Source organism: Pseudomonas sp. TMW22091 (assembly GCF_022496705.1).
GTDB lineage: Bacteria > Pseudomonadota > Gammaproteobacteria > Pseudomonadales > Pseudomonadaceae > Aquipseudomonas > Aquipseudomonas saxonica.
Genome location: NZ_SCFI01000008.1, coordinates 195,508 through 221,780, shown reverse-complemented (window position 1 = coordinate 221,780; position 26,273 = coordinate 195,508). Strand labels below are relative to the sequence as shown.

Sequence of the window (26,273 nt, the reverse complement as noted above, 5' to 3'; positions counted from 1 at the left end):
AGCCCGTAGCAGCTGCCGAAGGCTGCGTCCGATTGCGCAGCGATCGTAAAACCAGAGCATGGGGGGTGTACAGGCAAACCCCATTCACTCAATTTACGACGACTGCGTCGCCGGACGTCGCCTGCGGCAACTGCTACGCCGCCATTGCAGGGTCAGAACGTGTATTTGCCGTTGAACGACACGTAGTCACGGTCAGACAGCGTTCGCCCTTGGGCGATGTTGGCCGAACTCAAGTACGCCACATAAGTCAGGCCCAACTGGAAGTTGCCCAGGTATTTGAAGTCGCCGCCCACGGTCAGGCGTTTTTCGGCGCGGCCCAAGCCCGAATAGGCGCTGCCGTCGATATTTTGCGTCCATGTCGCCTTGGTGGTCAGGTCCCAGCCATTGAATACGCTGGGGTGATCGAAGTACGCGCCCACGCCCAACAGGCTCGACCCACGCGTCTGGCCGTCATACACAAACTTGTTGAACGTGCCGTCAGTTCCAGCACCGCCGCCGGTAATGGTCAGGTCGTCCACACCTTGAATGCGCTGATGCACCACTTCTGTCATCAACGTCGTTTGCTGAGCCATAAACGTCGGCCCGATGATGTACACGGCATTCAGGTTGCCTTGCCACACTTGCCCACGGGCCGGAGCGCCATTGCTCAAGTACACCGCAGCACCGTCGCGATAGCTTAGGTCACCGGCAAACTGCACCGAATCGCCCACCTTGGTGGTAAAGCTCACGCCGGTCAGTTTGATGTTGTCGAAGTAACCCAACTGGTAGCTAGGGCCATTTCCGTTACCGCCGACCTTGCCCAGCGATGAATAGTGCGTCTGGCCGGTGAAGTCGAAAAACAGCGCGGGCACGCGGTCGTGATAGCGGTAATGAAATAAACCGATTTCGGTGTTTTGCGTCAGCCGGTAGCGGGTGCCCAGCCCCCACTCGCCGCTGTTGCCGGGTTTGACTGAACCCCCATAGCCCACAGCGCGAAACTGCGGGTCGGGCAAGTTTTCGATAATTCCCGGAGCCAACCGATAGAACTCGGCGCCGGGGCCAAAGGTGTCACTGCCAAAATAGTCCCCCACCGGGTTAAGCAGGGTTTCTTCCCATTTGTATTGGTAGAAACCGAGCAAAGCCAAGTCTTCGTTGACCGACCAGGAGCCGGATACTTGCCCGACCGGCAGGTAGGCGTCTTTGGCTTCGGTGCCCGGCACGTTGAATTTGGTCGAGTCGACTGGTGCCTGCCCCTGGCTGATATTGGGCCAGAACAAGCTTTCGCCCCACGCCACCAGATGTCGCCCGGCCTTGAGCGATACATACTGATCATCATTGACCGTGAAATCCCCATACACGTAAGCATCCAGCAGGCGCGCCTTGCTGCCGCTGAGCTTGCGGGTGTCACTGATGAATTCGTCATAACGCCCGGTTTTGTTGACCGTGTCGGGCGAGTCGTTGGCGTTTCGCTGGTGGTACACCTCATCGTAGAAATGACTGCCGCGCAGCACCGCACCCAGGTTTTCATGCTTGAGCATCAACTCGCCAAACACACTGACCCGGTTGTTGATCAGCGAGCCACGTTTGAAGTTGCGCGTGGCGTCGTCGTAATTGAGGTTGTTGAGGTATTCGCTGTCGGGTTTGACGGTACGCATCGAGGCGGTGTAATTGACCGTCAGGTTGGAGTCCAGGGTGGTGTTTTCACCCAGTTCCAGCGTCGGTAACGCGAATGCAAATGTGCTCAACCCGCTCAGAAAACCGGCCCCCAGCACACGGCTGACAGGCTTGATGCGTGTGTACTGCGTAAACATGCGATGCTCCTTTTTATTGTTTTTGTGCTCATGCCTTGCGGTGCGCCGCCGACTGCGCACAGGCTGTGCCTGTGGCAGTCATGACGCTGCGCAGCGGGGTTATTTGCCTGCGCGGCGAGCGGCTTCGGGGCCGAAGTCACCCGCGACGATCCCGCCTTTGTTGAGGATGTAGCCATCGCGCTGTTCGTTGATCAGGTTGAAGGCCAGATAGCTGCCAGCGTTCAAGTCGTGATAAAGGCCAACCCCGGCTTGCCAGGTCTGGGTTTCGGGGGCGTAGAAGTAGTTGACCATTGAGGTGCGCCACAGCTCGCCACGGTTGTCATAGTTGTCACCCATGATCGGAAACCAGGTGTCTTCGTCGATGTACATCGTGCGCTTGCCATACAGGTGACGGTTACCCGGTTTGAGCACACCTTCCAGTACCCAGACACGGTGCAGCTCGTAGCGCATGTTGTCTGGGTTGATATGGTTGGGCGTGAGCATGTTCGCGTACTGCAGGTTGTTGGCATGCAAGCGCGCAGTGTTGTACGGGATGTACAGCTCTTTTTTGCCGACGATGTTCCAGTTGTAGCGCTGTGCTGAGCCGTTGAAGATCCGCACTTCATCGACCGTGATCGAACCGCCCGACCCTGGGAACGCCATGTCGAAGCCATAGCCCGGTGATTGGCGAACGCGGCGTGTGCCGGGGTCGTAGCGCCAGCTTTGACGAGGCTCGGTCTTGTCGTTCCAGAACTCGGTGCCGGTGTTGATTTCACCTTTGTCGCGTTGCGGCAGCAGGGTTTCGTTGAGGTAATAGGCAGAGTTGCCGGTGGTGTCACCGATCTTGCCCGGCGCAAGGCCCGGCGCCAGGTTGCGCGAGTGCACGCGGCCCCAGTTGATATTGCCCCCCTTGAGTACGTAAGCGTTGTCGGAGGTGTATTCCTCGGTCCAGGCCCGCACGGTGAACAACGAAGCATTTTTCAGCAACTCGATGCCGCTTTGCGGGATCGGGAACGCCACACCGCCTGTACGTGCCACGACCCCTTCGCCATCGTCCACCAACTTGGCCACCGAGGCGTTTTCCAGTGTGGCTTGGCACACCGTGTCCGAGAAACGGAAGTCGCGGTGCGAGGGGTAAATCGGCATACGGAAGGTGCTTGGGTAGAGCTTGAACAGGGCTTTCTGCCCTTCGGACAAATGCGCGCCGTATTGGTCGAGATTTTGCGCGGTGATCACAAACAAAGGTTTTTCGTTGGGGTACGGGTCAATCGGGTGTTTGCCCGTGCCTTCAAACTTGATGCCGGGCGGCGCGCCCAGCCATTGGCCACTGTAGGCCGGGATGGTGCCTTCGGCATTGCCTTCTTTTTGCGCACCGACGCAGGTCAGATCCTTGCCCAACCGGGCAATCTGGTCAGCGGGTGCCTGGGCGAGCGTCAAGGCGCTGTAACTGTGTAAGGCCAGAGCGACTGAGAGCCAGCCGCCCATCTGAGAGAGTCGTCGCATGGGGGGTCTCCTTGTTGTTTTTGTCGGTAAAGCAAAACCCCGTAGCAGCTGCCGAAGGCTGCATTGGAGCGCGAAGCGGTCCTGATGCGAACCACTCAATCTGTCGATATGGATGCGTTGAGCGCTTCACGGTCGCGGTGCGTCCGAACGCCGCCTGCATCAGCTGCTACGGGTGATTTGTCTACCACCAGCGGCTTGCCCAGGTTGAACCAGGCGGCCAACGCCGGTAGCAGGAAGATCGCGCCCAGGACGTTAACCATGAACATAAAGGCCAGCAGTACGCCCATGTCGGCCTGAAATTTGAGCGGGGCAAACACCCAGGTGCACACCCCCAGCGACATCGTCAAAGCGGTGAACACAGCCGCCGTGCCGCGTTGGCACATGGCCCGGTAGAAGGCTTCGCGCAGGTTCTGGCCCTCGGCCATTTCATGCTCGATGCGCTCATAGAGGTAGATGCCGTAGTCCACACCCACGCCGACCCCCAAGGCCATGACCGGCAAGGTGGCGACTTTGAGGCCGATGCCCAGCAGCGCCATTAGGGCATTGCACAGCACCGCGACAATCGCCAGCGGCACCAGAATGCACAGCACGGCGCGTACTGAGCGGAAGGTCAGCAGGCAAAACAGCGCCACCGAGATAAACAAAGCGGCCAGCATCACCACTTCGGCTTGCTTGACGGCCTCGTTGGACGCGGCCATCACCCCGATATTGCCGCCTGCCAGCTTGAAACTCACACCCGGCACCTGAATGCCGCCAATGATGCGTTTGGCTTCGCTAAGCACGTGGGCAACCGTGGCGCCTTCGTGGTCGGTCAAAAACACCAGAATCTGCATCTGCTGGCAGCCGTCGGTGACCAGTCCGGAATCCGGCGAATAGGCGTAGGCACCCTGCTGCAAGCCTTGGGATGAGCCCGGGATGGCAGCCCAGCGCGGGTTGCCCTCATTGTTGCCGGCAATCACCTCTTTACTCATGCCTGCCACGCTTTGCACCGACTGCACGCCGGGCACTTCGCGCATGTTGAAATCGAAGGCTTCCACCGCGCGCATCACGGCAGGGTCCAGGCACGCCTCGCTGCGATCACTGATGGTGAGGAACACCGACAACACATCCAGACCGATGGAGTAGCTGCTGATAATCGCGTGATTGTCCTGGTTGTAGCGCGAATCTGCGCGCAACTCGGGGGCACCGGCGCCGATGTCGCCGGTGGCCAGATCCCGAGCTTTGTAAGCCCCCGCGGCCAGCAACAACAGGCTGATAGCAAACACCCACAGGGCCGGGCCGGGAGTAGCCAAGGCCGATAAACGCCACCACAGCGGGTGACGCTGCTCGTTGAGCCGTGCGCGGGCAGTCATCAGGCGAGGCTCAAGGCGCAAGTGCGCGATGATCAGCGGCAGCATGATTTTATTGGTGATGATCATCAGCATCACACCGATGCAGGCGGTGATGCCTAACTCATGGACGATAGGAATGTCGATCAGCATGATCACCCCGAACCCCAGCGCGTTCATCAGCAGCGCCAATGCACCGGGGATGAATATCGTGCTGAATGCCGCCTTGGCGGCCGTCACCGAGTCACTGCCCGCGAGCACTTGCTGCTTCCAGGCATTGGTCATTTGCACGGCATGGGACACGCCAATCGAGAAAATCAGAAACGGCACCAGAATCGACATCGGGTCGATCCCCAAGCCCAGTAAAGGCAGCAGGCCGAGCAGCCATATGACCGGCAACAAGGCGACCAACAAGGCCACCACCGTCAAGCGTAACGAGCGGGAGTACAGCCACAGCAATACGCCGGTAATCACAAAGGCGATGGCGAAAAAGCCCATCACGGTGTTCAACCCTTCGACCACATCCCCGACCAGCTTGGCAAAACCGACAATATTGATGTCAATGTCCGCGCTGCTGTACTTGCCTCGAATGTCCTCAAGGCGCTGGGCAATTTGCACATAGTCCACCGGCTGACCGGTCTTGGGGTCAACGTCTTGTAGGTCGGCTGTCACCATCGCCGATTTCAGGTCATTGGCCAGCAGGCGGCCGATTTGCCCGGAGCGGGCGGCGTTGCTGCGCACTTGCTGCAAGTCCTCGGGCGTCGCTGCATATTGCGGTGGCACCACCAGATCGCCGACATAGCCGTCTTCGGTAATTTCGATATAGCGCACGTTGGGGGTAAACAGCGACGTCACACTGGGACGGCTGACGCCCGAGATATAGAACACGTCGTCCGTGACCTGTTGCAGGGTTTGCAAGAACTCGGGGTTGTAGATATCGCCCTCGCCCTTCCAGTGCACACTGACCAACAAGCGATTGGCACCGGTGAATATCCGGCTGAAATCCAGAAAGTTGAGCATGTAGGCATGGCGCACCGGGATCTGCTTGTTGAAGCCGGGGTCGAGCCGTACTTGGGTGGCGCTATAGCCCAGCGCCAGGGTGATGAGCAAAAACAATCCGAGCAGGGGCTTGCGATGGGCGAGCAGTCGTTCGGCACACAGATTGACCAGACGCTGCGTAGCGGTGAGTTCAGGCGCAGTTTTCATCGCAGCCTCGCACAGCAAATGACAAGACGATGGCGCCCATGCTCACGATCCCTCGCAGATTTTTATTGTTTTTGGTTTGCGGCTTGATCAACCACTCCGCGCTGATTGGGAGTGATCATCAGGTGCAGCTGTGCCTGGAACATCGTCCATAAGGCTTAGGCTGTTTGAAGGGGAAAAACACGGACCTCGTAGCCGCTGACGAGGAACCAAGGCTGCGATCGAGCGCGAAGCGCTCGCAAGACGGGACAGCGTGGTGTATCTGAACCCACACCCGACCATCGCGGCAGGACTAAGACTCTGGCTGGATGGTTTTACGACGGCTGCGCCGCCAATCGCAGCCGTCGTCCCTCGTCAGCGACTAGGCGCGCAGGGTCATTCTTTGCTGGGTTTGAACTTGAGCACACCTTTGGGCCAGGTAGCAGCCTTCTTGGTAATCGCCTTCAAGGTTTTGGTCAAACCGCCTTCAAGCTGCTGGTTGGCCGCAAACACCAGCATGACCGTCTGACCTTCCTTGAAGACAACGCCTTCACCCTCAGGCGAAGTGACATAGGCATAGTCACCAATGCCATAAACGGTCATTTTGATTTCGCGAAACTTGATGTCGAACTTGCCGCCTTCACGGCTGGGCAAAACAGCGGCGCTGAAATGATCACCGACTTTAAGCTTGAGACCGGGTTTGTCATCCACGACCAGCGCTGTTTCAGTATCGATCTCGGCGATGTAAATACCTTCCGCCGTTTGCTCGGTGACATAGACAAAACGGGAGTGGAACAGCTTTACCAGCCGAGCCCGCAAGTCACCCAAAACGAATAACGCATGCATCTCCAAATTGCTGACTGCCAACGAAAAACCCTCGAAACCTGAAGTGGAACTGCCTGAACAAAAAGGCAGCAAAAAAAGGCATCAGCCACGTAATGAAAAAATCCGAGTACAGCAATGACTCCGGACTGCTGGAGTCGGGAGACAAGAAACATCAAGACTAAAGGATCCGTACTCTGATTACCCTGGCGAACTATGCGCCTGAAGCTGAAGGAATTCAGCCTGAACCTGTACGAATACAACGGATAAAAAAATCAGTCGGGACGGCATTCTACCGGCCATGCTCGGAGTTGGGTATAAACATCCTCACAGCTGTCGAGGATTTCTAACTTTTTTGGCGTATTAACGCCTCAAATGGTGAGGCTTACGTCACACCGGTCAGTTAACTGCGCCACAGATCATCAACTACTGCCATACTCGCCAAAAAATCGACTTGGCCCATGAAGCCGGGTTCGCCGGGCTCCATTACCTATAAGGGAACGTGACACGTGACGGAATTTGATATTGGCGAGTTTTTCATCCACGGAGACGTCAGAGAAGTCGAAGGTGAGTTTCAGGCCGTGATCGTGATGCGGGCCAAACCTCCGCTCTCCACGGTCACTTACCACCAGGTCGAGAAGGATCGCTGGTTCAAGACCGCCGATGGCGCCAAAGCAGCGGGCCTTGAATCCGCCCTGGCGTTGAAAAGCGCAGTCGATGCAGGTGCCCTCAACGCTTGACCCCTGTGATGAGCTGGCTCAGGCGTGCCGGGCATTACCCGCATAGGCCCTGTGCTGGCTCCCCAGCTGCGCAAGCCATGCTGCGCGGCACTCTTCAGCTTCAAGGCGCGTAGAAAAAGCCGTGCCGCGCTGCTCACCATTGACCAAAACTACCCAGCAGGCTTTTTTACCCGCCTCGCGCAAGGTTTTGGGAACACCGCTGCCAATCATGACCGCTACATCAACCTGATAAGGCATGATGAATTCTCCAGCAATTAGTTAGTCACCTAACGATGTTGGCCATTCTAGTGACTAACACTTCCCGGAAAAAGCTATCTGTGGCATAGCTCAATTGCATCAGCGGTAACAATCCCTGCCTCAGGCCCATCCACTTTGCGGTATTGGCTGATCGAACACCGAGCGCCCGCCCTCACGTGGCCTATTGAAAAAAGCCTGATCCATCACCCCCGTCCCCATGCCCACGCCCGCATTCCAGTTGGCCGAGCAATGAATATAGCGTTGGCGCAACAGACGCTCCTGATCAGCGCTGAGTTCAATAACGCCCGTACGCACCTGAGCCTCAAGGCTGACGGCGATTGCTGACAGTTCGTCGGGTATATCAGCCTCGGCGACGGTCAATGCGCGCAACGGCACCCCCTGATCGCAAGCCAACCCGTGCATGATCCGCAGGTACACCCGCGACAAATGACCCAATACCCGGCGCTGCATGAAGACTGCTGCCTGCACACGCTGCATCGGGTCTTGGCGAGAGCCGGTGGGGTGTGACTCGCTGCGTATCTCCAGCAGCGGATTCGGGTCCTGGGGGTCCAGCAAGTCTTGACGCTGCCAGTCAGCCAGGTCGGTCTCGGCAACCGCCCACGCACGGGTCATGGTGAGTGGCGTCGAAGGGCTGACCAGATTGGTGTGCCAACGGGTCAGATACACCTGCTCCGCCATCTCCATCGGGTAACCGCCGCCCACATCGGCGTGCACACCCGGCAGGGCTATATCCTGCGGCCACTGTGGCGCAATTCGGCTCAGTGCGAAATTTCTCCGCTGTTCGTCTCTGGCACAGAGCTGCACCACCTGATGCGCGCACTCTGGGCCCAGATACAGGTTAAGCCCCGGATTGATGTCGTCGCCTATATCGCCCAAATCGGCCAGCCCACCCATGGCAGCGACGGTATCGAACAGCCCGACAAAACAGACCTCGCACGTAAAGTCGTCCGCCAGCGCAAAGTGCTCTGCGAAATCAGTCGCGTTGATTTGATTAATGAAATGTCGGGCCGCTGCTGCACCTCGACTGAAACCAAAAATATCCAGTTGCAAGCGGCTCAGGGTGTGAGGCGCCAGCGCCTGCACGAACGTTGTCAGGCACTGATTCAGTTGTGCCTGAGCCTCCCCTGCCTTGCCCAGCACACCCGTGCTGCCGCGCCCATAGGTCTGCGCCGGAAAGCGTGTATCCGCCTTGCCGGTGGTGGTGCCAATGCCGCTGACATACAGCGAAGTGACGGCCTTGCCCGTGGTATCAAAGGATGATTGCACCGGGTAACACTGATGCAACCGGGCAATATTAGTGGCAATGCCCTCATAGCTGCTGCCCTCGTCAACCCTCAGGCCCTGCGCTTTAAGCGCTTGGCCCAGTTGACTGTTGAAGGTGTTATTCGCCGTCCCGTCAAAAAAGATACCGACACGCAACACACATCCCGTGTTGCTGGAATTGCCCATGAATGCTGCCCTCTTCTTATTCAGTTGCACGCACAAATGCGCGGCCAAATATAAGGGTGCTCAGCACCAGCGACCAGTTCAAGACCCTAAGATTGTATGTGCACGGATTACTGCGAGGGGGTGCTGAACAACAGTACGAATGACTGTCGCGTGGGGCAAAAACCGAAACCACTCGGGTTACGAGAACGTCAGAGGTGTTCTCATTCAGTTTGCGCGCTGCGCAAAACCATTGAGAACACCTCCGCTGGCGCTTAGGCCTGACGCTGGTGCTTGTCGATTTGCTCGTGACGCTCTTGAGCTTCGATGCAGTACTTGGTGGTCGGGCTGATCAGCAGGCGCTTAAGGCCAATGGCTTCGCCGCTGTCATCGCACCAGCCGAAGCTGTCTTCTTTAATGCGCTCCAGCGCTTGCTCCAACTGAGGCAGCATACGTTGATCACGATCGATAGAGTTCACCAGCCAGGTGCGCTCTTCTTCTACCGAAGCAGCGTCCGCAGGGTCGGCCGGGGTATCCAGGCTTTCAATCGCGATACGGTTCTGCTCGATACGCTCGTGGGTTTCAACCTTCATGTTTTGCAACAGCTCGCTGAAAAAAGCATGTTGCTCGGCATTCATGTAGTCATCCGCCGGCATGGCCAGCAACTTATCCTTTGTCATTGATTTCTCTATAAAAAATACGTGCATTAAGGCGAACTGGGGAGCGTTCTGACCGATATTCGCCCCAACCCGTCAGGTGCCATCTGTTTCAAGCGCCACCCGGCACTCAATTTACGAGGGGCGGCAGTCTAAGGCCGAGTTATCGACTCAGCAACTGAAATGACATCTATTTGTCCAGCAAAACCTTAAAAGCGATAAAAAAGGGCTCCGCCGGCGCTAATGGAGTGCGATCGCAGCAAGAAATTCCCTCCATGAACGTATTCATCCCTTGGAGCCCCTCGGATTCTGCTGAAACGGATACCCATCTGCCATCTTTCATTTTTCCAGGCCCTGCAGCCGAAATGGCCTGTTCCAGTCAATGACACCCCTCTATAAGTAGGCATTGGCGACAGGAGCCCATTGACCGTGAGCCATTACACCTGCGAAAAAATACTTCACTTTATTACCTGAGCGTACTTGGGCGTAAAAAATTACATCCCTTGAAGTACCGAATTCGCCTTAGCCGGTGTACGAATTAAGCCCTTCAAAACTCCTCCTTTTCACGCTGAATAATCCCACGAACATCTCCGTAAATCTTATTGATAGTTACGCATTGACTGACAAGACTGAGGTGGCCGGGCCCTTTACAATCGTTTGCACAAATCCCAGATCCCAAGCCAAGTAAATGCCCGATATGTCACTGTTTGTATCGCGATGAACGGCATTCACGAGCTCTGCCCCCATACAGTTGAGAGTCCAGATCTGAACCACCCCCTCAGATAGCCCAAATACCGATCAGCCCATGGATATTTTGCCAACAAAGCACTGACTGTTTGGTTGACACTTTTCCCCTGGCCACTGCCCGGTATTGTCCAAATAGCCTTACTTAGGGAGCACGACACGATGAGTTATTCTTTGTTTGCCCAGACTAAGCCTGCACTTGAACCCGACGTGTGTGGCGCAGCCCCGACGCCAGACTGCCCCGATCCGATAGACGCCCCGGAACTGAGCAGACTGGTCAAGCTGCGCGATGCATTGTTGATGCTCAAGGTCCCCTTGGCCAATAACGAAAGCTTGCGCGACGTTATCGAGGGACGACTGTTAAACAACGAGGTCTATGAGCGCGTGCTGGGCAAATTGGCGTCTGAGAACCCCAATCACGTGTCGGCAACGCCTCCCTAGTTTTAGGTGCATCACATCATCGTGAACGGATGAAAGGCGGCTTAAGCTCAAAAATAATGCAGTTAAAGCTCATTATTATGAATTTGCAGATTGGCTGGGCATTGGGCAGACTTCACGCGTTCCTCCCCCACATGAAGGGACATTTCAAGGGCTTGCCGGGACACCCGCCAAGCCCTTTTTTCATCTTTACGCCCATCAAAACCGGATTCTCATCACCATGCAAACCCGCTGGATCAGCCGGCTGTTGCCTGCTTCTACCCATACCCGACCTACCGAATGGAGCCGCGCTGCCATCGGCGTATCCCTGGGCACCCTGCTGAGTGTCTGGGTCTGTAGCCTTTTTTTCGGCCTGCCGGTCGCTATGCACTTGATCGGCCCATTGGGGGCATCAGCAATATTGTTGTTTGCCGTCTCTTCAGGCGCGCTGGCGCAGCCCTGGTCAATTCTGGGCGGCTATTTCTGTGCCACGCTGGTGTCCTTGGTGGTGGTGCACTTTTTAGGGCGCGACCTGAACAGCGCGTGTCTGGCAGCGGGCGTGAGCCTGATAGCCATGTGCCTGTTGCGGTGTCTGCACCCGCCTGCCGGGGCGCTGAGCCTGCTGATCGTGCTGGCGGACCCGGCCAGTGCCAGCCTGGGCTGGGCCGTACTGGAACCGGTGATGCTTGCGGCTGCGTGCATGCTGGTAGCGGCAATGGCCTATAACAACCTGACACGGGTGCGCTACCCGAAAAAATCTGAAACCGCCGCCCCCGCGGCTCAGGCCGCTGCCGGAGATCCGGGGATCACTGCACAGGACTTGCAAAAAGCCCTGGAGCAAATGGAGGCCTTTATCGATGTAACCCCTGAAGACCTTGAAGCCTTGATCAAAGCCAGCGAACAGAACGCTCGTCGGCGGAGTGTCACAGAGGTCTTCACTCAAGGCCCAAGCTGATAAAAACGGCCTCTGCATCAGGGGCCGGTTAAATCAGGCGCTGAATCTGCTTGTGCCTCCACACCAGCCGGTAATACAGGGTTTGCAGAATCAGCATGGCGATATAGGTCACAGGGAACGCCATCCACACCCCTTGAAGGCCAAAATGGGCATCCAGCGCGTAGGCCACAGGTAATTCGATGCACAGCACACAAAACAGTGTGATACCCATAGGCACCACTACCACGCCACTGGCTCGCATGATCCCACCGATGACGGCTTGAAAGCCAAACACCAGAATGCTCCAGAGCATGATGTGCAAAAGGTGTTCTGCCCTGATCAGCGCATCTACGTCGGTGATGAACAGCCCCAGCAGCCAGTTGGACAATCCATAACCCAACAGCACCAGCGCACCGGTCAGGCAAAGATTGATCAGCAGACCGGTGCGCAGGATCGGGCCGATACGCTCCACGTGCCCTGACCCGATCGCTTGTGCCCCCAGAATCGACGCCGTGATGGCAATCGACAACGCCGGGAACTGCACATAATTGACGATCTGCGTGACCGCACCGTAGGCCGCCGTGGCGGATGAGCCATGGCTGTTGACCAATGCCAGAATCACCAGCTCGGAAAGCGACAGCACCACCATCTGCACCCCGGTCGGCAAGCCGATGCGCAAGACTTTGCTCAAAATGGTCCAGTCCAGACGCAACGCCGCAAAGAGTTCCCGATCCGGCGCCATCGCACTGCGTTTATGGCGCAGACGCAGCACCAAAAAACCCATCGCCAGGGCATTGCCCACCAGCCCGGCCAATGCCGCGCTTTGGATGCCCATGGGCGCGATACCCAACCAGCCGAGGATCAACGCCGGGGTCAGTAACAGGCCTACTGCCGTCGACACGATCAACGCCAGCAAGGGCGAAATCGTGTCACTGATGCCCCTTAACAGTTGCGTGAACAGAATAAACACCAGCAAGAGCGGCATGATCAGCATCATCACCCGCGCATAGGCCACGGCGTCTTCCAGCACGTCTATCGGAGTGCCCAGCCCCTGCAGTGCAGGGCGAGCCAAAAAGCTGCCCAGTACCGCCGCCACCAGCCCGATGATCGCGCCCAAGGTCAACGTGGCCCCGGTGACTTTTTTCACCAGCGACGTTTCCCCCGCCCCCCATGCCTGACCGATCAACACCGACGCACCGGCGCCGAGACCAATCACCAGGGCGATAAAGAAAAACACGATGGGAAACATCCCCGACACAGCCGCCAGTGCCTGAGTGCCGAGCAATTGCCCGACATAAATCCCATTAAGCGTCCCTGAAAAGCTTTGCAGGAAGTTGGACAGCACCATCGGCGCGAGGAAGATCAGGTAGATCTTCCACAGCGGCCGTTGTGAAGGTGTTTGCATAACGGATCGCCCTTAGAAAAAACGCATGGGCCGTTATACCGTAAAAGTTTGAAATAAATCTCTTAAGGGTGCCGCGATGGCCGCGACCACCTCCTCAACTCAGCTCAAACAACCCCGCAGCGCCCATGCCGCCGCCAATGCACATGGCTACCACGACAAACCGCGCGCCCCGGCGCCGTCCTTCCAGCAGGCTGTGGCCGACCATTCGCGCCCCGGACATACCGAACGGGTGGCCAATGGAAATCGCCCCGCCGTTGACGTTCAGGCGGTCATTGGGAATCTGCAAAAAGTCGCGGCAGTACACCACTTGGCAGGCGAACGCTTCGTTGATCTCCCACAGGTCGATGTCCGACACCGTCAGGCCAAAGCGCTTGAGCAATTTGGGGATGGCAAACACCGGCCCAATGCCCATTTCTTCCGGCGCACAACCACTGACCGCGATCCCGCGATAAGTGCCCAGCGCTTCGATCCCACGCTGCTTGGCCTCGGCGCGGCTCATCAACAATACGGCGGCAGCGCCATCGGAGAATTGCGAAGCGTTGCCAGCGGTGATGAACTCGCCCTGCTGCACCCATTTGCCGTCTTTCCACACAGGTTTCAACGCGGCCAGGTCTTCAAGGGTGGTCGAGGGGCGATTGCACTCGTCACGGTCGGCCACCACCTCTTCATGGCCACTGGGTTTGCCTTCCTTGTCAAAGCACAGCTTGCGCGCGGCCAAGGGCACAATCTCCTCGGCAAACAACCCGGCGGCCTGTGCGGCAGCCGTACGCTGCTGGCTTTGCAGCGAGTACTGATCCTGCACCTCACGGCTGATGTTGTAGCGTCGAGCCACAATCTCGGCAGTTTCGAGCATCGGGATATACGCCGTAGGCATGCACGCGAGCACCGCTTCGGACTGCGCCCGGTAGGTGTTTTTGTATTTATTTTGAGTCAATGACAGCGACTCGACACCGCCCGCGACCGCAATCGACATTTCGCCGGTCATGATGCCCTTGGCCGCCACACCGATACTCATCAACCCCGAGGCGCACATACGGTCAATGGCCATGCCCGGTACAGTGTTTGGCAAGCCGCCGGTATTGGCGCACAAACGGCCAATGTTGTAGCCCTGGGTGCCTTGTTGCGCCGCAGCGCCCATGATCACGTCCTCGACCGAGCCAGGCTCGATGCCCGCTCGCTCAACCACCGCACGCACCACATGGCCACCGAGCACCGGGGCTTCGGTGTCGTTGAACGAGCCACGGAAGGATTTGGTCAGGGCCGTACGGGCCGTGGAGACGATCACAACGTCATTCAAATTCATGCTCACCACTCACTGTTCAATAGGGTTGAAGGTGTAACGGCTGATGGTGTCCACCACACAGCCGGGGCGCTCGCTGCCTTCGATTTCAACGCTGATGCGCACCACCGCCTGCAAGGCAGCTCCGAGCACCTCGACCTGCACGATCTGGCCATGCCCGCGCACCCGCGAGCCGACTTTGACCACCGCCGGAAAGCGCAAGCGGTCGCTGCCGTAATTGACACCCATGGCCAGATTGTCGAACTGCATCAATTGCGGCATAAACAGATTGGCCAGGGCCAGCGTCAGATAGCCGTGGGCAATGCAGGCACCAAACGGGCCGCTGGCAGCACGCTCAGGGTCGACATGAATCCACTGATGATCGCCCGTGGCTTCGGCGAACAGGTTAATGCGTTCCTGAGTCAGTTCCAGCCAGTCAGTACGGCCCAGATCCTGTCCCTGTGCGGCAAGCAATTGCGCGGCGCTGCTGAAGAGTGTGCTCATGGGTTCACCTCAAGCCTGCTGCGAACTGACCGGCAACACTTCACCGACCATGTAAGAGGCGTAATCGCTGGCCAAAAACACCATGACGTTGGCCACTTCCCAAACTTCGGCCGCGCGACCAAAGGCTTCGCGGCTGGTCAGTTGTTCGAGCAGCTCGCTGCTGGAGGCTTTTTTCAGGAAGTCATGCAGCGCAATCGACGGCGCGACGGCATTGATCCGCACACCGCTCTCGGCAGCTTCCAGCGCGCTGCAACGGGTCAGTGCCATCACCCCGGCCTTGGCCGCGGCGTAATGGGCCTGTTCTTTTTGCGCCCGCCAGCCCAGTACCGAGGCGTTGTTGACGATAGCTCCGGCGCCACGACGCTCCATGTGCGGCAGCATGGCGCGGGTCATGCGCATGGTGCCGGTGAGAGTGATGTCGAGCACAGAAGACCATTGTTGATCGGTCATTTCGGTGAGACGCACCTGGCCGCCCAGACCTGCGTTGTTGATCAGTACATCGACGCCGCCCAAGGCGTCTTCAGCAGCGGCGACAAGGGCTTGCACGTCGGCTTCAACCGTGACGTTGCACAGTTGACCGAAGACCGCTTGCAGGCCGGTCTCGGCTTTCAAGCGCTCAACCGCTTCTTCGAGACGACGCGGGTGAATATCGGAAATCATCAAGGCGCGACAGCCTTCTTCGGCGCAGCGTTTGGCGGCGGCATAGCCGATACCTGCACCGGCTGCGGCGGTGATCAGGATCGACTTGCCTGCCAAAAGCTGGTGGCCGGGGACGTAGGGAGGTGCTTGTCTCATGGTTGAATTCTCTTATTGTGATGGCAAACAAAAGCCCCTCACCCTAGCCCTCTCCCAGAGGGAGAGGGGACTAAAGGCAAAAGCAGATCCGCTTCTAGCCCCTCTCCCTCCGGGAGAGGGGACTAAAGGCAAAAGCAGATCCGCTTCTAGCCCCCTCTCCCTCCGGGAGAGGGCTGGGGTGAGGGCCAGGGTTCAGCCGTCTCAGCTGCCCCAAACCCTTTGCGGCTTCGGCGCTTCAGCTAATATCTGGCTCATGGCCACGCCCACTTCTTCAGGCTGCCACTGCGCGCCCTTGTCACGGGTCACGCCCGTACGCCAGCCATCGCCCAGCGACAGCCGCCCGCCCTGGCTCTCAATGATTTGCCCAGTCACATCCCGCGACAGGCTGCTGCCCAGCCACACCACCAACGGCGCGACGTTTTCTGGCGCCCAGGCATCAAACCCGCCGTCTTCCGGCTTTTTCACAATGTCCGGCATCGCACTTTCAGTCATCGAGGTGCGCGCCGCCGGGGCCAACGCATTAGCCGTGACGCCATAACGCGCCAGCTCAGCCGCTTGCACCAGCGTCAACGCGGCAATACCGCCTTTGGCCGCACTGTAATTGGACTGCCCCACCGAACCCTGCAAACCCGCACCCGAACTGGTATTGATAATCCGCGCGTCCACGGGGTGCCCGGCCTTGGCCTGATCGCGCCAGCGCTTGCCCAGAATGTTGGCCAGGCAAAAGTGCCCCTTGAGGTGCACGCGCATCACCGCATCCCAATCGTCTTCGCCCAGACTGATAAACATACGGTCGCGCAAAATCCCGGCGTTGTTAACCAACACATGAACTTCACCAAAGGCGGCCAGTGCAGCATCGACAATCAACTGCGCCGTCGCAACCGTGGTGATGTCATCCGCGTTGGCAATCGCTTGCCCGCCGCGCTGGCGAATCTCGCCCACCACGTCTTCGGCCGCTTCACGGCGAATGTCATTGACCACCACATTGGCGCCCTGTTCGGCAAACGCCAGCGCATAGGCGCGGCCCAAACCACCCCCCGCGCCAGTAATAATCACGGTACGTCCTTCACAAATGGCCATCTCGGTACTCCTAAAGACGCTCAATGATGGTTACGTTGGCTTGCCCGCCGCCTTCGCACATGGTCTGCAGCCCATAACGGCCGCCACTGCGCTCCAACTGATTGAGCAAGCTGGTCATCAACCGGGCACCACTGGCGCCCAACGGGTGCCCCAGGGCAATGGCTCCGCCATTGGCATTGGTGCGAGCCGGGTCATAATCCAGCTCCTTGGCCCATGCCATCACCACAGACGCAAAGGCTTCGTTAATTTCCACCAGATCGATGTCTTGCATGCGCATACCGGCCTTTTTCAATGCCATGCGCGTGGCTGCAATGGGGGCAGTGAGGTGCCAGATCGGATCGTCGCCCATCACGCACAGGTGATGGATGCGTGCTCTGGGGGTCAGGTTATAGCGCTTGAGCGCCGCCTCGGAGACCACCAGCAAAGCGGCCGAGGCGTCACAGGTCTGACTGGAAACAGCCGCGGTGATGGATGGGAACTCAGCAGACACCGGCTCCAGCTCAGCCATTTTGGCCAGACTGGTCTGACGCGGCGTTTCATCGTCCCAAACGCCTTCGCACGGCACGATCTCATTGACGAAACGGCGCCCGGCAATCGCGTCCAGCGCACGGCGATGACTTTCCAGCGCGTAGGCTTCCATCTGCTGGCGGGTGATCTGCCAGTGATCGGCGATGCGCTGCGCTGCGTAAAACTGATTCACCGGCTGGTTGCCAAAACGCGCCTGCCAGCCCTTGCTGCCAGAAAACGGATCACTGAACCCAAGCGGCTGCCCCGCCAACATCGCCGATGAAATCGGAATCTGGGTCATGGTTTGCACACCACCCACCGCAATCACATCCTGAGTACCGCTCATGACGGCTTGCGCGGCAAAGTGCAGCGCCTGCTGCGATGAGCCGCACTGTCGGTCAATGGTGGTGCCCGGTACGTTGAGCGGCAGGCCCGCCGCCAGCCAACTGGTGCGGGCAATGTCCCCGGCCTGCGAACCAATGGTGTCAACGCAACCAAAAATCACGTCGTCGTATTCGTCGGCGGGGATCTGGTTACGCTCCACCAGCGCTTTAAGCACATGGGCGCCCAGGTCAATCGCGTGCACATGGGCCAACCCGCCTTTACGCTTGCCGGTCGGGCTGCGCAAGGCATCAACAATATAGGCTTGGGGCATCATCAATCCTCGAAGGTGTGGCCTGGGCCCAGAGGCGCAGCACCGCTGAGTACGTGGTCTGCCACGCGTCTTTTATGCAGGGCGCGATCGCCCCAGGCATTGTCCAGCGCCCAGGCGCGCTTCATGAACATTTGCAGGTCAACTTCCCAGGTGTAGCCCATGGCACCGTGCACCTGAATACCGTGGCGGGCCGCCAGCCAACTGGCTTCACAGCACGCCAGACGCGCTTGCGAGACCCAGACGCTGGCGTATTGCTCGCCGTGAGCCAATGCATAGGCCGCGCGATACAGCACCGGCTTGGCAAACTCAATCTGCGTGGCAACATCGGCCAAGTGATGCTTGACCGCTTGAAAACTGCCTATCGGCTTGCCGAACTGTTTGCGCTGCGCGGCGTAGTCCACCGAGAGGTCAAGCATGCGCTGGGCCAGACCGAGCAATTGCCCCGCCACCGACAGCGCCCCACGGTTCAGGGTTTGCGCCCACAAATGGCGACCACACGGGCCGTCGGCCACCAGCGTTGAAGTAGTCGACTGCCAACTGACACGGGCCAGACGCCGTGAGGCATCCAGGCTGCTGAGGGGATGCACATCGACCTCGCTACGGGGCACCACGTGGACTTCGTCCCCCTGAGCCAGTAGCAGCAAATCCGCGTGAGCCGCATCGGCCACCATCGGGTTCACCGGGTGACCAATGGCAATGCGCAGGCTGCCGTCAGCAATGCCGCTCAGCCACTCGCTGCGTGTGGCGGTGTCCGCTGCCAAACCGGCAATCATCGCGCTGGCCACATACGCGGTGTCGCTGAGTGAATCGGGAATGGCGTAGTAGCCCAGTTCCTGGGTCATCAACGCCCACGCCACATCATCCATACCCAAACCGCCGTAGGCTTCGGGCACTGAAAGCGCAGTCAAACCCTGCGCAGCTATTTTGTTGCGCAAGTCTGGCGAGCGACCGAGATCGGTTTCCCAGATTTCGCGGAGCATTTCGGGTGCAGCTTCAGTCATCAAAAAACGGCTGATGGCTTCGCGAAACGTTTGCTGGTCTTCGGTAAAGGTAAAGTCCATTCCCGGCCTCACTTCGGCAGGCCGAGCATGCGCTCGGCGATGATGTTGCGCTGGATCTCGTTGGTGCCGGCGTAAATAGGCCCTGCCTGAGCAAACAAAAAGCCTTCGAGCCAGTTGTACCCACCGTCCAACTGCCCGGTCAGTTCGCCGTGGGCACCGAGAATGCGCATGGCGGTTTCGTGCATGCGCAGGTCAAGTTCCGACCAGATGATTTTATTGATGCTCGACTCGGCACCAATATGCGCACCCCGGTTCAGGCGTCCCACCGTGTGATAGGCGGACAAGGCATACGCCTGGGCGTCCGACCACGCCTTGCACACCGCCTCGCCCAACGTCGGGTCACGGTCGGCACTGACACGATGGTTTTGATACAACTCCACCAACTTGCGGGCGGTGTACTGAAAACGGGCGGGCGAACGCAACAGCAAGCCCCGCTCAAAGCCAGCCGTGGCCATCGCCACGTGCCAGCCCTGCCCTTCATCACCAATACGGTTTTGCAGCGGGATACGCACGTCATCAAAAAACACTTCGGCAAACGCATCTTTGCCGTTCAGCGCCTTGATTGGACGCACCGTTACGCCCGGCGCATTGAGCGGCACCATGACAAACGACAAACCATGATGGCGGCTGGACGCCGGATCGCTGCGGAACAAGCCAAACAGCCAGTCGGCAAAAATCGCCCGGGTCGACCAGGTTTTCTGTCCATTGAGCACATACTCGTCACCCTCACGAGTGGCTTTACTGGTGATGGCGGCCATGTCCGAACCGGCGTTCGGCTCAGACCAGCCTTGAGCCCACATATCAGCACTGGCAGCCATGCGCGGCAGAAAGCGCTTTTTTTGCTCCTCAGTGCCGAACTCCATCAAGGTCGTGCCGAGCAGCAACTGACCGTTCTGGTTAACCCGCATGGGGGCACCGGCACCGTAATATTCTTCCTCGAAAATCAACCACTCAATCAGATCGCAGCCACGCCCACCCAGCTCGGTGGGCCACATGACCATCGACAGGCGGTTCTCAAAGAGCTTGGCTTCCCACTGACGGTGCTGCTCAAAGCCTTCGCGGGTGTCGTAACTGGCTAATGGGCTGCTGGGCAGATTGGCTGCCAGCCATTGACGCACCTCGTGTCGAAAGGCCTTTTGTTTCGGCGAGTAAGTCAGGTCCATGTCAGCTCCTTAGAACGCAGCGTCGCGTTTCTCAACAAAAGCGCGGCGGGTTTCAGCGGAGTCCGCACAGGTGTAGGCCTGTAATGTAAAACCCTGCTCCCAGCGGTATTTGTCTTCCAGGTTGCCGTCTTCGATACCGTTGAGCGCCTCTTTGGCGATGCGGATCATGGCCGGGCTTTTGCTGGCGATTTTGTGGGCGATTTGCAACGCGGTTTCGCGTAATTGCTCACGGGGCACGACGCGCTCGATAAAGCCGTACTGCTGGGCTTCAACGGCACCGATCTTGTCGCCGGTAAAGAACAGATAACGGACTTTTTGCACCGGGAACAGGCGCTGCAAGTGCGCCCCGCCGCCCATTGCGCCGCGGTCTACTTCCGGCAAGGCGAACGTGGCGCAATCGGAGGCCACGACGATGTCGGCTGCACCGGTAATGCCAATTCCGCCGCCCAGAACAAAGCCGTGGACGGCCACAATCACCGGCACCGGATTGCGATGCACCGCCTTGAAGGTGGCGTAATTACCGGCATTGACCTGCACGATCAGTTCCGGGTTGGCGTCCAGCTCCTTTATATCGACGCCTGCGCAGAAACCCCGGCCTTCTGCCCGGATCACGATGACGCGTACTTGTGGGTTGGCGCCCAAGGCCTCAATCGTTTGCGCCAGGTCAAGCCATTGCTGGCTGTTGAGCGCATTGACGGGGGGCCGATCAATCACCAGCTCAGCGACGCCGGCGTCGATGGCGGTATGAAATGCAGTGTGGGTTGCGCTAGTCACAAGTGCTCCTGAAATGGCCTAAGGCATGGGAGCAGTATGGGAATGCGCAGTGAGTGGATCATCGTCCATTAAGACTAAGCAAAACGTCTGGCCCGCACGTGTCCGCAGGGTCGTGCCTGCCAGTCATGGTCGACGCCCAGCCCGTGAGATCTGACTTTTCACGGCTGAATGGACTAGTCCACCCTAAGGTTTTCAACACCCGGCGCCACTTCTATGCTTGCGCCTTAAACCGTATCCATTGATGAGAGCCACCGTATGGAGTTAGCCCTGACTGACGAGCAACGCATGATTGTGCAGTCTGCCGAACGCTTTTTGGCTCAGGTGGCCGACAGCACGGCGGTGCGCACAGCAATGGCCAGCGAGCGTGGCTATGACGCTGACACATGGGGGCGCATAGCCCGCGAACTGTACTGGCCGGCGCTGGCTATTCCTGAGGCCTATGGCGGGCTTGGGTTGGGCTTTGTCGAAGTCAGCCTGTTACAGGAACAACTGGGCCGTCGCCTGCTGCCCTCGCCTTTCTTCGCAACCTGTTGCCTGGCCACCCCCGCCCTGCTGCTGAGCCAGAATGAGGCGCTCAAGGCGCGCTGGTTGCCGCAGATTGCAGCGGGCGAACTCAGCGCCAGCCTGGCTTACACCAGCTCATCACGCTGGGATGACGGTGGCGTGCAAGTCTACGCACAGAGCCACGGCGGCGGTTACCGCCTCAATGGCCACTACCTTTACGTCATCGACGGCGCCGAGTGTGACCTGTTGATCATTGCCGCACGTACTCCGGGCAGTGTCGGAGAAGCCGGTATACGTCTGTTCGCAGTGTCTGCGGACACGCCCGGCATTAGCCGCCAGCGACAACCGACCCTTGATCAAACCCGCAGCCTGGCGACCGTCACCCTTAAAGACGTTGCCCTGACCGATGAGCATTTACTCAGCGAGCCCGGCCAAGGGTGGCCCCTGTTGCGCAATGTGCTACACATTGCCGCCATCGGACTGGCCGCCGAACAGACAGGCGGCGCTCAACAGTCACTGGACCTGACGCTGGAATACATAAAAGGCCGCGAGCAATTTGGCCGCAGCATTGCCAGTTTTCAGGCCGTCAAACACCGTTGCGCTGACCTGATGCTGGCGGTTGAATGCGCACGCTCAGCCAGTTACTACGCCGCCTGCATTGCCGATGAATGCTTGAAAGTCGATGGCGACCCCATCGCCCGTCGGGAACTGGCCGAAGCGGCCAGCGCAGCCAAAATCCACGCCAGCGAAGGGTTTTATCAGTGTGCCGCGGAGTCGATCCAGTTGCATGGCGGCGTCGGCTTCACCTGGGAATACGACCCGCACCTGTATTTCAAACGTGCCCGCGCCAGTGAACAGCTGTTGGGCAGTCCGGACTTTCACCGCGAGCAACTGGCCAAACTGATTTTTGGAGAATGCGCATGAATACCGGCTTTAGCGCGGCAGATGAACAGTTTCGCCAGCAGGTGGCGGCGTGGATGCAGCAGCACTTGAGTGGCGAATTCGAGGCCCTGCGTTTTCGCGGCGGGCCGGGCGATGAGGACTTCGCGCCAGAACAACGCAAGGCGTGGGAACAGGTCGTGGCCAGTGGTGGCTGGATCGGTGCCGGCTGGAGCACCGAACACGGCGGTCGCGGTTTGAGCATCAACCAGCAAGTGATCTTTTATGAAGAGTACGCCCGCGCTGGTGGCCCCGGTCGCATGGGCCACATCGGTGAGGGGCTGGTCGGCCCGACGATCGCCGCCTTCGGTACCCCTGAACAACAACAGCGTTTTTTGCCGCCGATCCTGGCCGGTCAGCATTTTTGGTGCCAGGGCTACTCCGAACCCGGTGCCGGGTCTGATTTAGCCAATATCAAAACCCGCGCCAGCCTCGATACGGACAGCGGCCAATGGCTGATCAGCGGCCAGAAGGTCTGGACATCGCTGGCCCATGAGTCTGACTGGTGCTTTGTGCTGGCCCGTACTGAAGCCGGTAGCGTGGGCCATCGCGGCTTGTCGTTTTTTCTGGTACCGATGGCTCAACCCGGCATTCGGGTGCAACCCATTCGCCAGATGACCGGCACCAGCGAATTCAATGAAGTGTTTTTTGATCAGGCGCACACCTCGGCAGACAACTTGATAGGGCAGCCCGGTGACGGCTGGAAAATTGCCATGGCCTTGCTGGGCTTCGAACGCGGCGTCTCAACGCTGGGCCAACAGATGCAGTTCCAAAACGAGCTGGATGAAGTGGTGCGCATTGCCAAGAACAATGGAGCAGCACAAAACCCTATGCTGCGCCAACGCATCGCCCGCGCCTGGAGCGGCTTGCGTGTGTTGCGCTATAACTCGTTGCGCATGCTGTCGGGGGTGCAGGACGGTAGCCTGCGTCCCGAAGCGACCATCTACAAACTGGCGTGGTCCAGCTGGCACCTCGAATTGGGCAAGCTGGCGATGGACGTGCTGGGGCCTGAAGCTGAGCTGCTGGAGTCGGGCCCTTACCAACTGACACGCCTGCAAGCCCTGTTTCTGTTCACCCGCGCTGACACGATTTATGGTGGCAGCAGTGAAATACAGCGCAACATTATTGCCGAGCGCGCCTTGGGCATGCCGCGCGAGGCCAGATAACACGCGAGCAACCTTCAGCAAGGGTGCTGACCCGCGAGGGCTTCAGCACCGCTCTCCAGATAAAGCGCTGACCGTGCCCGGTCAACGGCCAAAAGCAATACCTCATGTTTCGCCCCCTTGCTTAACGTAAAAACTGTCCCCACCTGACAGATCTGTCATCTCGCCATCAGTTGCCTGACAGGCCCTGGGGTGCAGAATTTATATTTACGTTAAGAGGTCGCTCATGAAAAACCCATTGCGTCTTGTGGCCCTATCGGCCTTGCTGCTGACTTCAATGGCACAGGCTGCTGAATCACTGACCATCGACGTGCACCGCGATGCCAACTGTGGATGCTGTAAGTCATGGATTTCACACCTGCAAGCCAACGGTTTCAAGGTCAATGACCATGTAGAGGCCGATATGAGCCAATTCAAACAACAGGCCGGAGTAGCGCCACGTCTGGCTTCTTGCCACACCGCAATCATCAACGGCAAGTTCGTTGAAGGCCACGTACCCGCCGAACAAGTGGTGGCTCTGACTCAGCGTCACGACCTCAAGGGCATTGCCGTGCCCGGTATGCCGATGGGCTCCCCGGGGATGGAAATGGGCGATCACAAGGACGCCTATCAAGTCATTGGCTTGCGTAACGATGGCCGCGAAGAAGTCATCGCCGAATACGCCGGCAATTAATCTCCGCAGCCTTTAAATGCACCGCAACGGTGCATTTAAAGGCTTTTATACCCGTGAGCGCTACACCCTCCCTCCCCGTCCGTCGTGACTGTTTCTTGCCCATTTACATCGGGCATCTCAATGATTCATATTTTTGTCCTACAAGAATCGAACATCACTCCTACACTCCAGACTGTCGACCTTCGGCGTTTTATTTTTCGTTGTTAAAAAAACGAACCTTCTGTCTCAGAGGCAGGTCAAGTAAATGGGAGGGCACGCTGATTGGTGCAATCTTTGCTACTGCCTGTTCACGTCAGTCGTTCATGCCATCGCTCACAGGCTTAATTTGATGGCGTGTACCACCCAAATGGAAAAGGGTGATTGGTTGCCGGAAGAAAAGTGCTAGCCAACAACTATAAAGGGAGAGAGTCATGATCAGTGCTGCTGCGCCCAATCAAGATGAACGGCTGGAGCTACCTGCCGTCGACCGAATTTCGTTGTCTGAGCTCGCTCCTGCCAGCAAGGTCGTGCTACCGGCAGGGAGCGCCAACCCCAATAAAAAGAAAGTCTTGTTTGTGACCTCTGAAATTGCCGATCTGGTCAAGACCGGAGGCTTGGGCGATGTCTCAGCCGCGCTGCCCAGGGCCATGCGCCACCTGCATGATGTGCGGGTGTTGATTCCTGGCTACCCTCAAGTGCTGCACAGTGATAACCCGATTCATGTCATCGGTGAGCTGGGTGGCCACGCCGCCTTGCCTGCCTGCAAAATCGGGCGCATGGACATGAAAGATGGCTTGGTCATCTATGTCCTGATTTGCCCTGAGCTTTATGAGCGCGATGGCAGCCCTTACGGCGCCAACAACGGCCGTGACTGGCCGGACAACCATATCCGCTTTGCGCGTCTGGGTCTGGCAGCGGCGGACATCGCCGCCAATCTCGCGCAGATTCACTGGCAGCCTGATCTGGTACATGCTCACGACTGGCCTGCGGGGCTGACACCAGCCTATATGCATTGGCGCGGCCAACGTACGCCGACCCTGTTTACGATCCATAACCTTGCCTACCAAGGCGTATTCAGCCGCGCCAGCTGCCCGGAACTGGGCATCCCGCACCATGCCCTGCAACAGGACGGCATGGAGTTTTACGGCAAACTCTCCTACCTCAAGGCGGGCATGGCCTATTCCAGCCACATCACCACTGTGAGCGCCACTTACGCGCAAGAAATCACCACCCCGGAATTCGGCTGCGGGCTGGACGGTTTTCTCTCCAGCAAAACCCAGCAAGGCTTGCTCAGCGGCATTCCCAACGGAATTGATGAAAGTTGGGAGGCTTCCACCGACCCGCATCTGGTCGCGCCCTTTGCCATCGGCGACTGGGAGGGTAAAGCCCGAAATACCCAGCATGTGCGCGAGTTGTTTAACTTAAAGCCGTCCAAAGGGCCTTTGTTCGCGGTGGTATCTCGGCTGGTGTATCAGAAAGGTCTGGACCTGACCGAAGCCGTGGCCGGGTTTATCGTGGCGTCGGGTGGACAGATGTGCATCATCGGCCGAGGCGAACCCGAAGAGGAGCAGGCCATGCGTGAGCTTGCCCTGCGCCATCCTGGGCAAGTGGGGGTGAACATTGGCTTCAATGAAACCGACGCTCGTCGCATCTTCGCCGGCAGCGACTTTTTATTGATGCCTTCTCGTTACGAACCCTGCGGCTTGAGCCAGATGTACGCGCAACGCTTCGGTTCGCTGCCGGTGGCGCGTAACACCGGCGGTCTGGCAGACACCATTGAAGATGGCGTGACCGGTTTTCTGTTTAACGAATCCACTGCTCAAAGCTATGAGAACGCCTTGCGTCGGGCTTTCAAGGTGTTTGCTTTTCCCGATCTGCTCAATGCCATGCGTTGCCGCGCCATGTCTGCACCCTTCAACTGGTGTCAGGCCGTGGAACCGTATGCCGAGCTGTATGAGCAACTGGTGGCCCAATCACTGAGCAGAGTTACTCACACCTGACGTCCTTAAAGAGG

23 protein-coding genes are annotated in these 26,273 nt (G+C 58.4%); 7 read left to right on the top strand and 16 right to left on the bottom strand.

The window, feature by feature from the left end; all coding sequences use genetic code 11:
• Window positions 1-152: 152 nt before the first annotated feature.
• The 4 genes from EQV93_RS16580 to EQV93_RS16565 form a co-directional block, all read right to left on the bottom strand.
• Entirely contained in the window at window positions 153-1,790 is a 1,638-nt protein-coding gene (locus tag EQV93_RS16580; protein ID WP_122783636.1) for a DUF1302 domain-containing protein, read from the bottom strand.
• A gap of 99 nt (window positions 1,791-1,889) precedes the next feature.
• Window positions 1,890-3,272: a DUF1329 domain-containing protein gene (locus EQV93_RS16575; RefSeq protein WP_240891953.1), complete on the bottom strand. Its 1,383-nt coding sequence runs from the start codon at window positions 3,270-3,272 to the stop codon at window positions 1,890-1,892.
• Between the two features lie 95 nt (window positions 3,273-3,367).
• The gene (locus EQV93_RS16570; protein WP_240891952.1) at window positions 3,368-5,806 is read right to left on the bottom strand and encodes an efflux RND transporter permease subunit; all 2,439 of its coding nucleotides are present in this window, start codon (window positions 5,804-5,806) and stop codon (window positions 3,368-3,370) included.
• 372 nt (window positions 5,807-6,178) lie between these two features.
• Window positions 6,179-6,649, bottom strand: a complete 471-nt coding sequence (locus tag EQV93_RS16565) for a hypothetical protein (protein ID WP_199750909.1) — start codon at window positions 6,647-6,649, stop codon at window positions 6,179-6,181.
• A gap of 464 nt (window positions 6,650-7,113) precedes the next feature.
• On the opposite strand from EQV93_RS16565, the gene EQV93_RS16560 reads away from it, so the two are divergent.
• A complete protein-coding gene (locus tag EQV93_RS16560) occupies window positions 7,114-7,344 on the top strand; it encodes a hypothetical protein (protein WP_122783639.1) in 231 nt (76 codons plus the stop codon).
• Between the two features lie 18 nt (window positions 7,345-7,362).
• Here EQV93_RS16560 and EQV93_RS16555 read toward each other — a convergent pair whose 3' ends face one another.
• The 3 genes from EQV93_RS16555 to EQV93_RS16545 form a co-directional block, all read right to left on the bottom strand.
• Window positions 7,363-7,581 (bottom strand): hypothetical protein, encoded by a 219-nt coding sequence (locus EQV93_RS16555; protein ID WP_122783640.1) that lies wholly within the window; start codon window positions 7,579-7,581, stop codon window positions 7,363-7,365.
• Window positions 7,582-7,701: 120 nt separating this feature from the next.
• Window positions 7,702-9,051 carry a phospholipase effector Tle1 domain-containing protein gene (locus EQV93_RS16550; protein WP_240891951.1) on the bottom strand — a complete coding sequence of 450 codons (1,350 nt, stop codon included), beginning with the start codon at window positions 9,049-9,051 and terminating at the stop codon, window positions 7,702-7,704.
• A gap of 251 nt (window positions 9,052-9,302) precedes the next feature.
• Entirely contained in the window at window positions 9,303-9,707 is a 405-nt protein-coding gene (locus EQV93_RS16545; RefSeq protein ID WP_122783642.1) for a TraR/DksA family transcriptional regulator, read from the bottom strand.
• 882 nt (window positions 9,708-10,589) lie between these two features.
• Between EQV93_RS16545 and EQV93_RS16540 the strand changes: the two genes are divergently transcribed.
• Together EQV93_RS16540 and EQV93_RS16535 are read left to right on the top strand one after the other, a co-directional pair.
• Complete coding sequence (locus tag EQV93_RS16540; protein WP_122783643.1) at window positions 10,590-10,868, top strand: type VI secretion system contractile sheath small subunit; 279 nt, start codon at window positions 10,590-10,592, stop codon at window positions 10,866-10,868.
• Window positions 10,869-11,085: 217 nt separating this feature from the next.
• Complete coding sequence (locus tag EQV93_RS16535; protein WP_122783644.1) at window positions 11,086-11,799, top strand: HPP family protein; 714 nt, start codon at window positions 11,086-11,088, stop codon at window positions 11,797-11,799.
• A 28-nt stretch (window positions 11,800-11,827) separates the two neighbouring features.
• Here the strand turns inward: EQV93_RS16535 and EQV93_RS16530 are convergent, their stop codons facing one another.
• The 9 genes from EQV93_RS16530 to EQV93_RS16490 form a co-directional block, all read right to left on the bottom strand.
• Window positions 11,828-13,183, bottom strand: coding sequence for an MATE family efflux transporter (locus EQV93_RS16530; RefSeq protein ID WP_240891950.1), 1,356 nt, complete (start codon window positions 13,181-13,183; stop codon window positions 11,828-11,830).
• A gap of 94 nt (window positions 13,184-13,277) precedes the next feature.
• The gene (locus EQV93_RS16525) at window positions 13,278-14,486 is read right to left on the bottom strand and encodes an acetyl-CoA C-acyltransferase (protein WP_122783667.1); all 1,209 of its coding nucleotides are present in this window, start codon (window positions 14,484-14,486) and stop codon (window positions 13,278-13,280) included.
• 9 nt (window positions 14,487-14,495) lie between these two features.
• Window positions 14,496-14,966, bottom strand: coding sequence for a MaoC family dehydratase (locus EQV93_RS16520; protein WP_122783646.1), 471 nt, complete (start codon window positions 14,964-14,966; stop codon window positions 14,496-14,498).
• Window positions 14,967-14,975: 9 nt separating this feature from the next.
• Complete coding sequence (locus EQV93_RS16515) at window positions 14,976-15,761, bottom strand: SDR family oxidoreductase (RefSeq protein ID WP_122783647.1); 786 nt, start codon at window positions 15,759-15,761, stop codon at window positions 14,976-14,978.
• A 201-nt stretch (window positions 15,762-15,962) separates the two neighbouring features.
• The gene (locus EQV93_RS16510; RefSeq protein WP_122783648.1) at window positions 15,963-16,841 is read right to left on the bottom strand and encodes an SDR family oxidoreductase; all 879 of its coding nucleotides are present in this window, start codon (window positions 16,839-16,841) and stop codon (window positions 15,963-15,965) included.
• A gap of 10 nt (window positions 16,842-16,851) precedes the next feature.
• A complete protein-coding gene (locus EQV93_RS16505; protein ID WP_122783649.1) occupies window positions 16,852-18,003 on the bottom strand; it encodes an acetyl-CoA C-acetyltransferase in 1,152 nt (383 codons plus the stop codon).
• Between the two features lie 2 nt (window positions 18,004-18,005).
• Complete coding sequence (locus tag EQV93_RS16500; protein ID WP_146387163.1) at window positions 18,006-19,064, bottom strand: acyl-CoA dehydrogenase family protein; 1,059 nt, start codon at window positions 19,062-19,064, stop codon at window positions 18,006-18,008.
• Window positions 19,065-19,072: 8 nt separating this feature from the next.
• On the bottom strand, window positions 19,073-20,227 hold the full coding sequence (locus tag EQV93_RS16495) for an acyl-CoA dehydrogenase family protein (RefSeq protein ID WP_240891949.1): 1,155 nt from the start codon (window positions 20,225-20,227) through the stop codon (window positions 19,073-19,075).
• Window positions 20,228-20,236: 9 nt separating this feature from the next.
• Window positions 20,237-21,001: an enoyl-CoA hydratase family protein gene (locus tag EQV93_RS16490; RefSeq protein WP_122783652.1), complete on the bottom strand. Its 765-nt coding sequence runs from the start codon at window positions 20,999-21,001 to the stop codon at window positions 20,237-20,239.
• A 255-nt stretch (window positions 21,002-21,256) separates the two neighbouring features.
• Here EQV93_RS16490 and EQV93_RS16485 point away from each other — a divergent pair, with 255 nt between their 5' ends.
• The 4 genes from EQV93_RS16485 to glgA all read left to right on the top strand — a co-directional run bounded on the left by EQV93_RS16485 (window position 21,257) and on the right by glgA (window position 26,259).
• Window positions 21,257-22,429 carry an acyl-CoA dehydrogenase family protein gene (locus EQV93_RS16485; protein WP_122783653.1) on the top strand — a complete coding sequence of 391 codons (1,173 nt, stop codon included), beginning with the start codon at window positions 21,257-21,259 and terminating at the stop codon, window positions 22,427-22,429.
• Window positions 22,426-23,610 (top strand): acyl-CoA dehydrogenase family protein, encoded by a 1,185-nt coding sequence (locus EQV93_RS16480; RefSeq protein ID WP_146425313.1) that lies wholly within the window; start codon window positions 22,426-22,428, stop codon window positions 23,608-23,610. Before EQV93_RS16485 ends, EQV93_RS16480 begins: the two co-directional genes overlap by 4 nt.
• 223 nt (window positions 23,611-23,833) lie before the next feature.
• Entirely contained in the window at window positions 23,834-24,280 is a 447-nt protein-coding gene (locus tag EQV93_RS16475) for a DUF411 domain-containing protein (RefSeq protein ID WP_146425316.1), read from the top strand.
• A gap of 410 nt (window positions 24,281-24,690) precedes the next feature.
• On the top strand, window positions 24,691-26,259 hold the full coding sequence (gene glgA, locus EQV93_RS16470) for a glycogen synthase GlgA (RefSeq protein WP_240891948.1): 1,569 nt from the start codon (window positions 24,691-24,693) through the stop codon (window positions 26,257-26,259).
• Window positions 26,260-26,273: the final 14 nt, after the last annotated feature.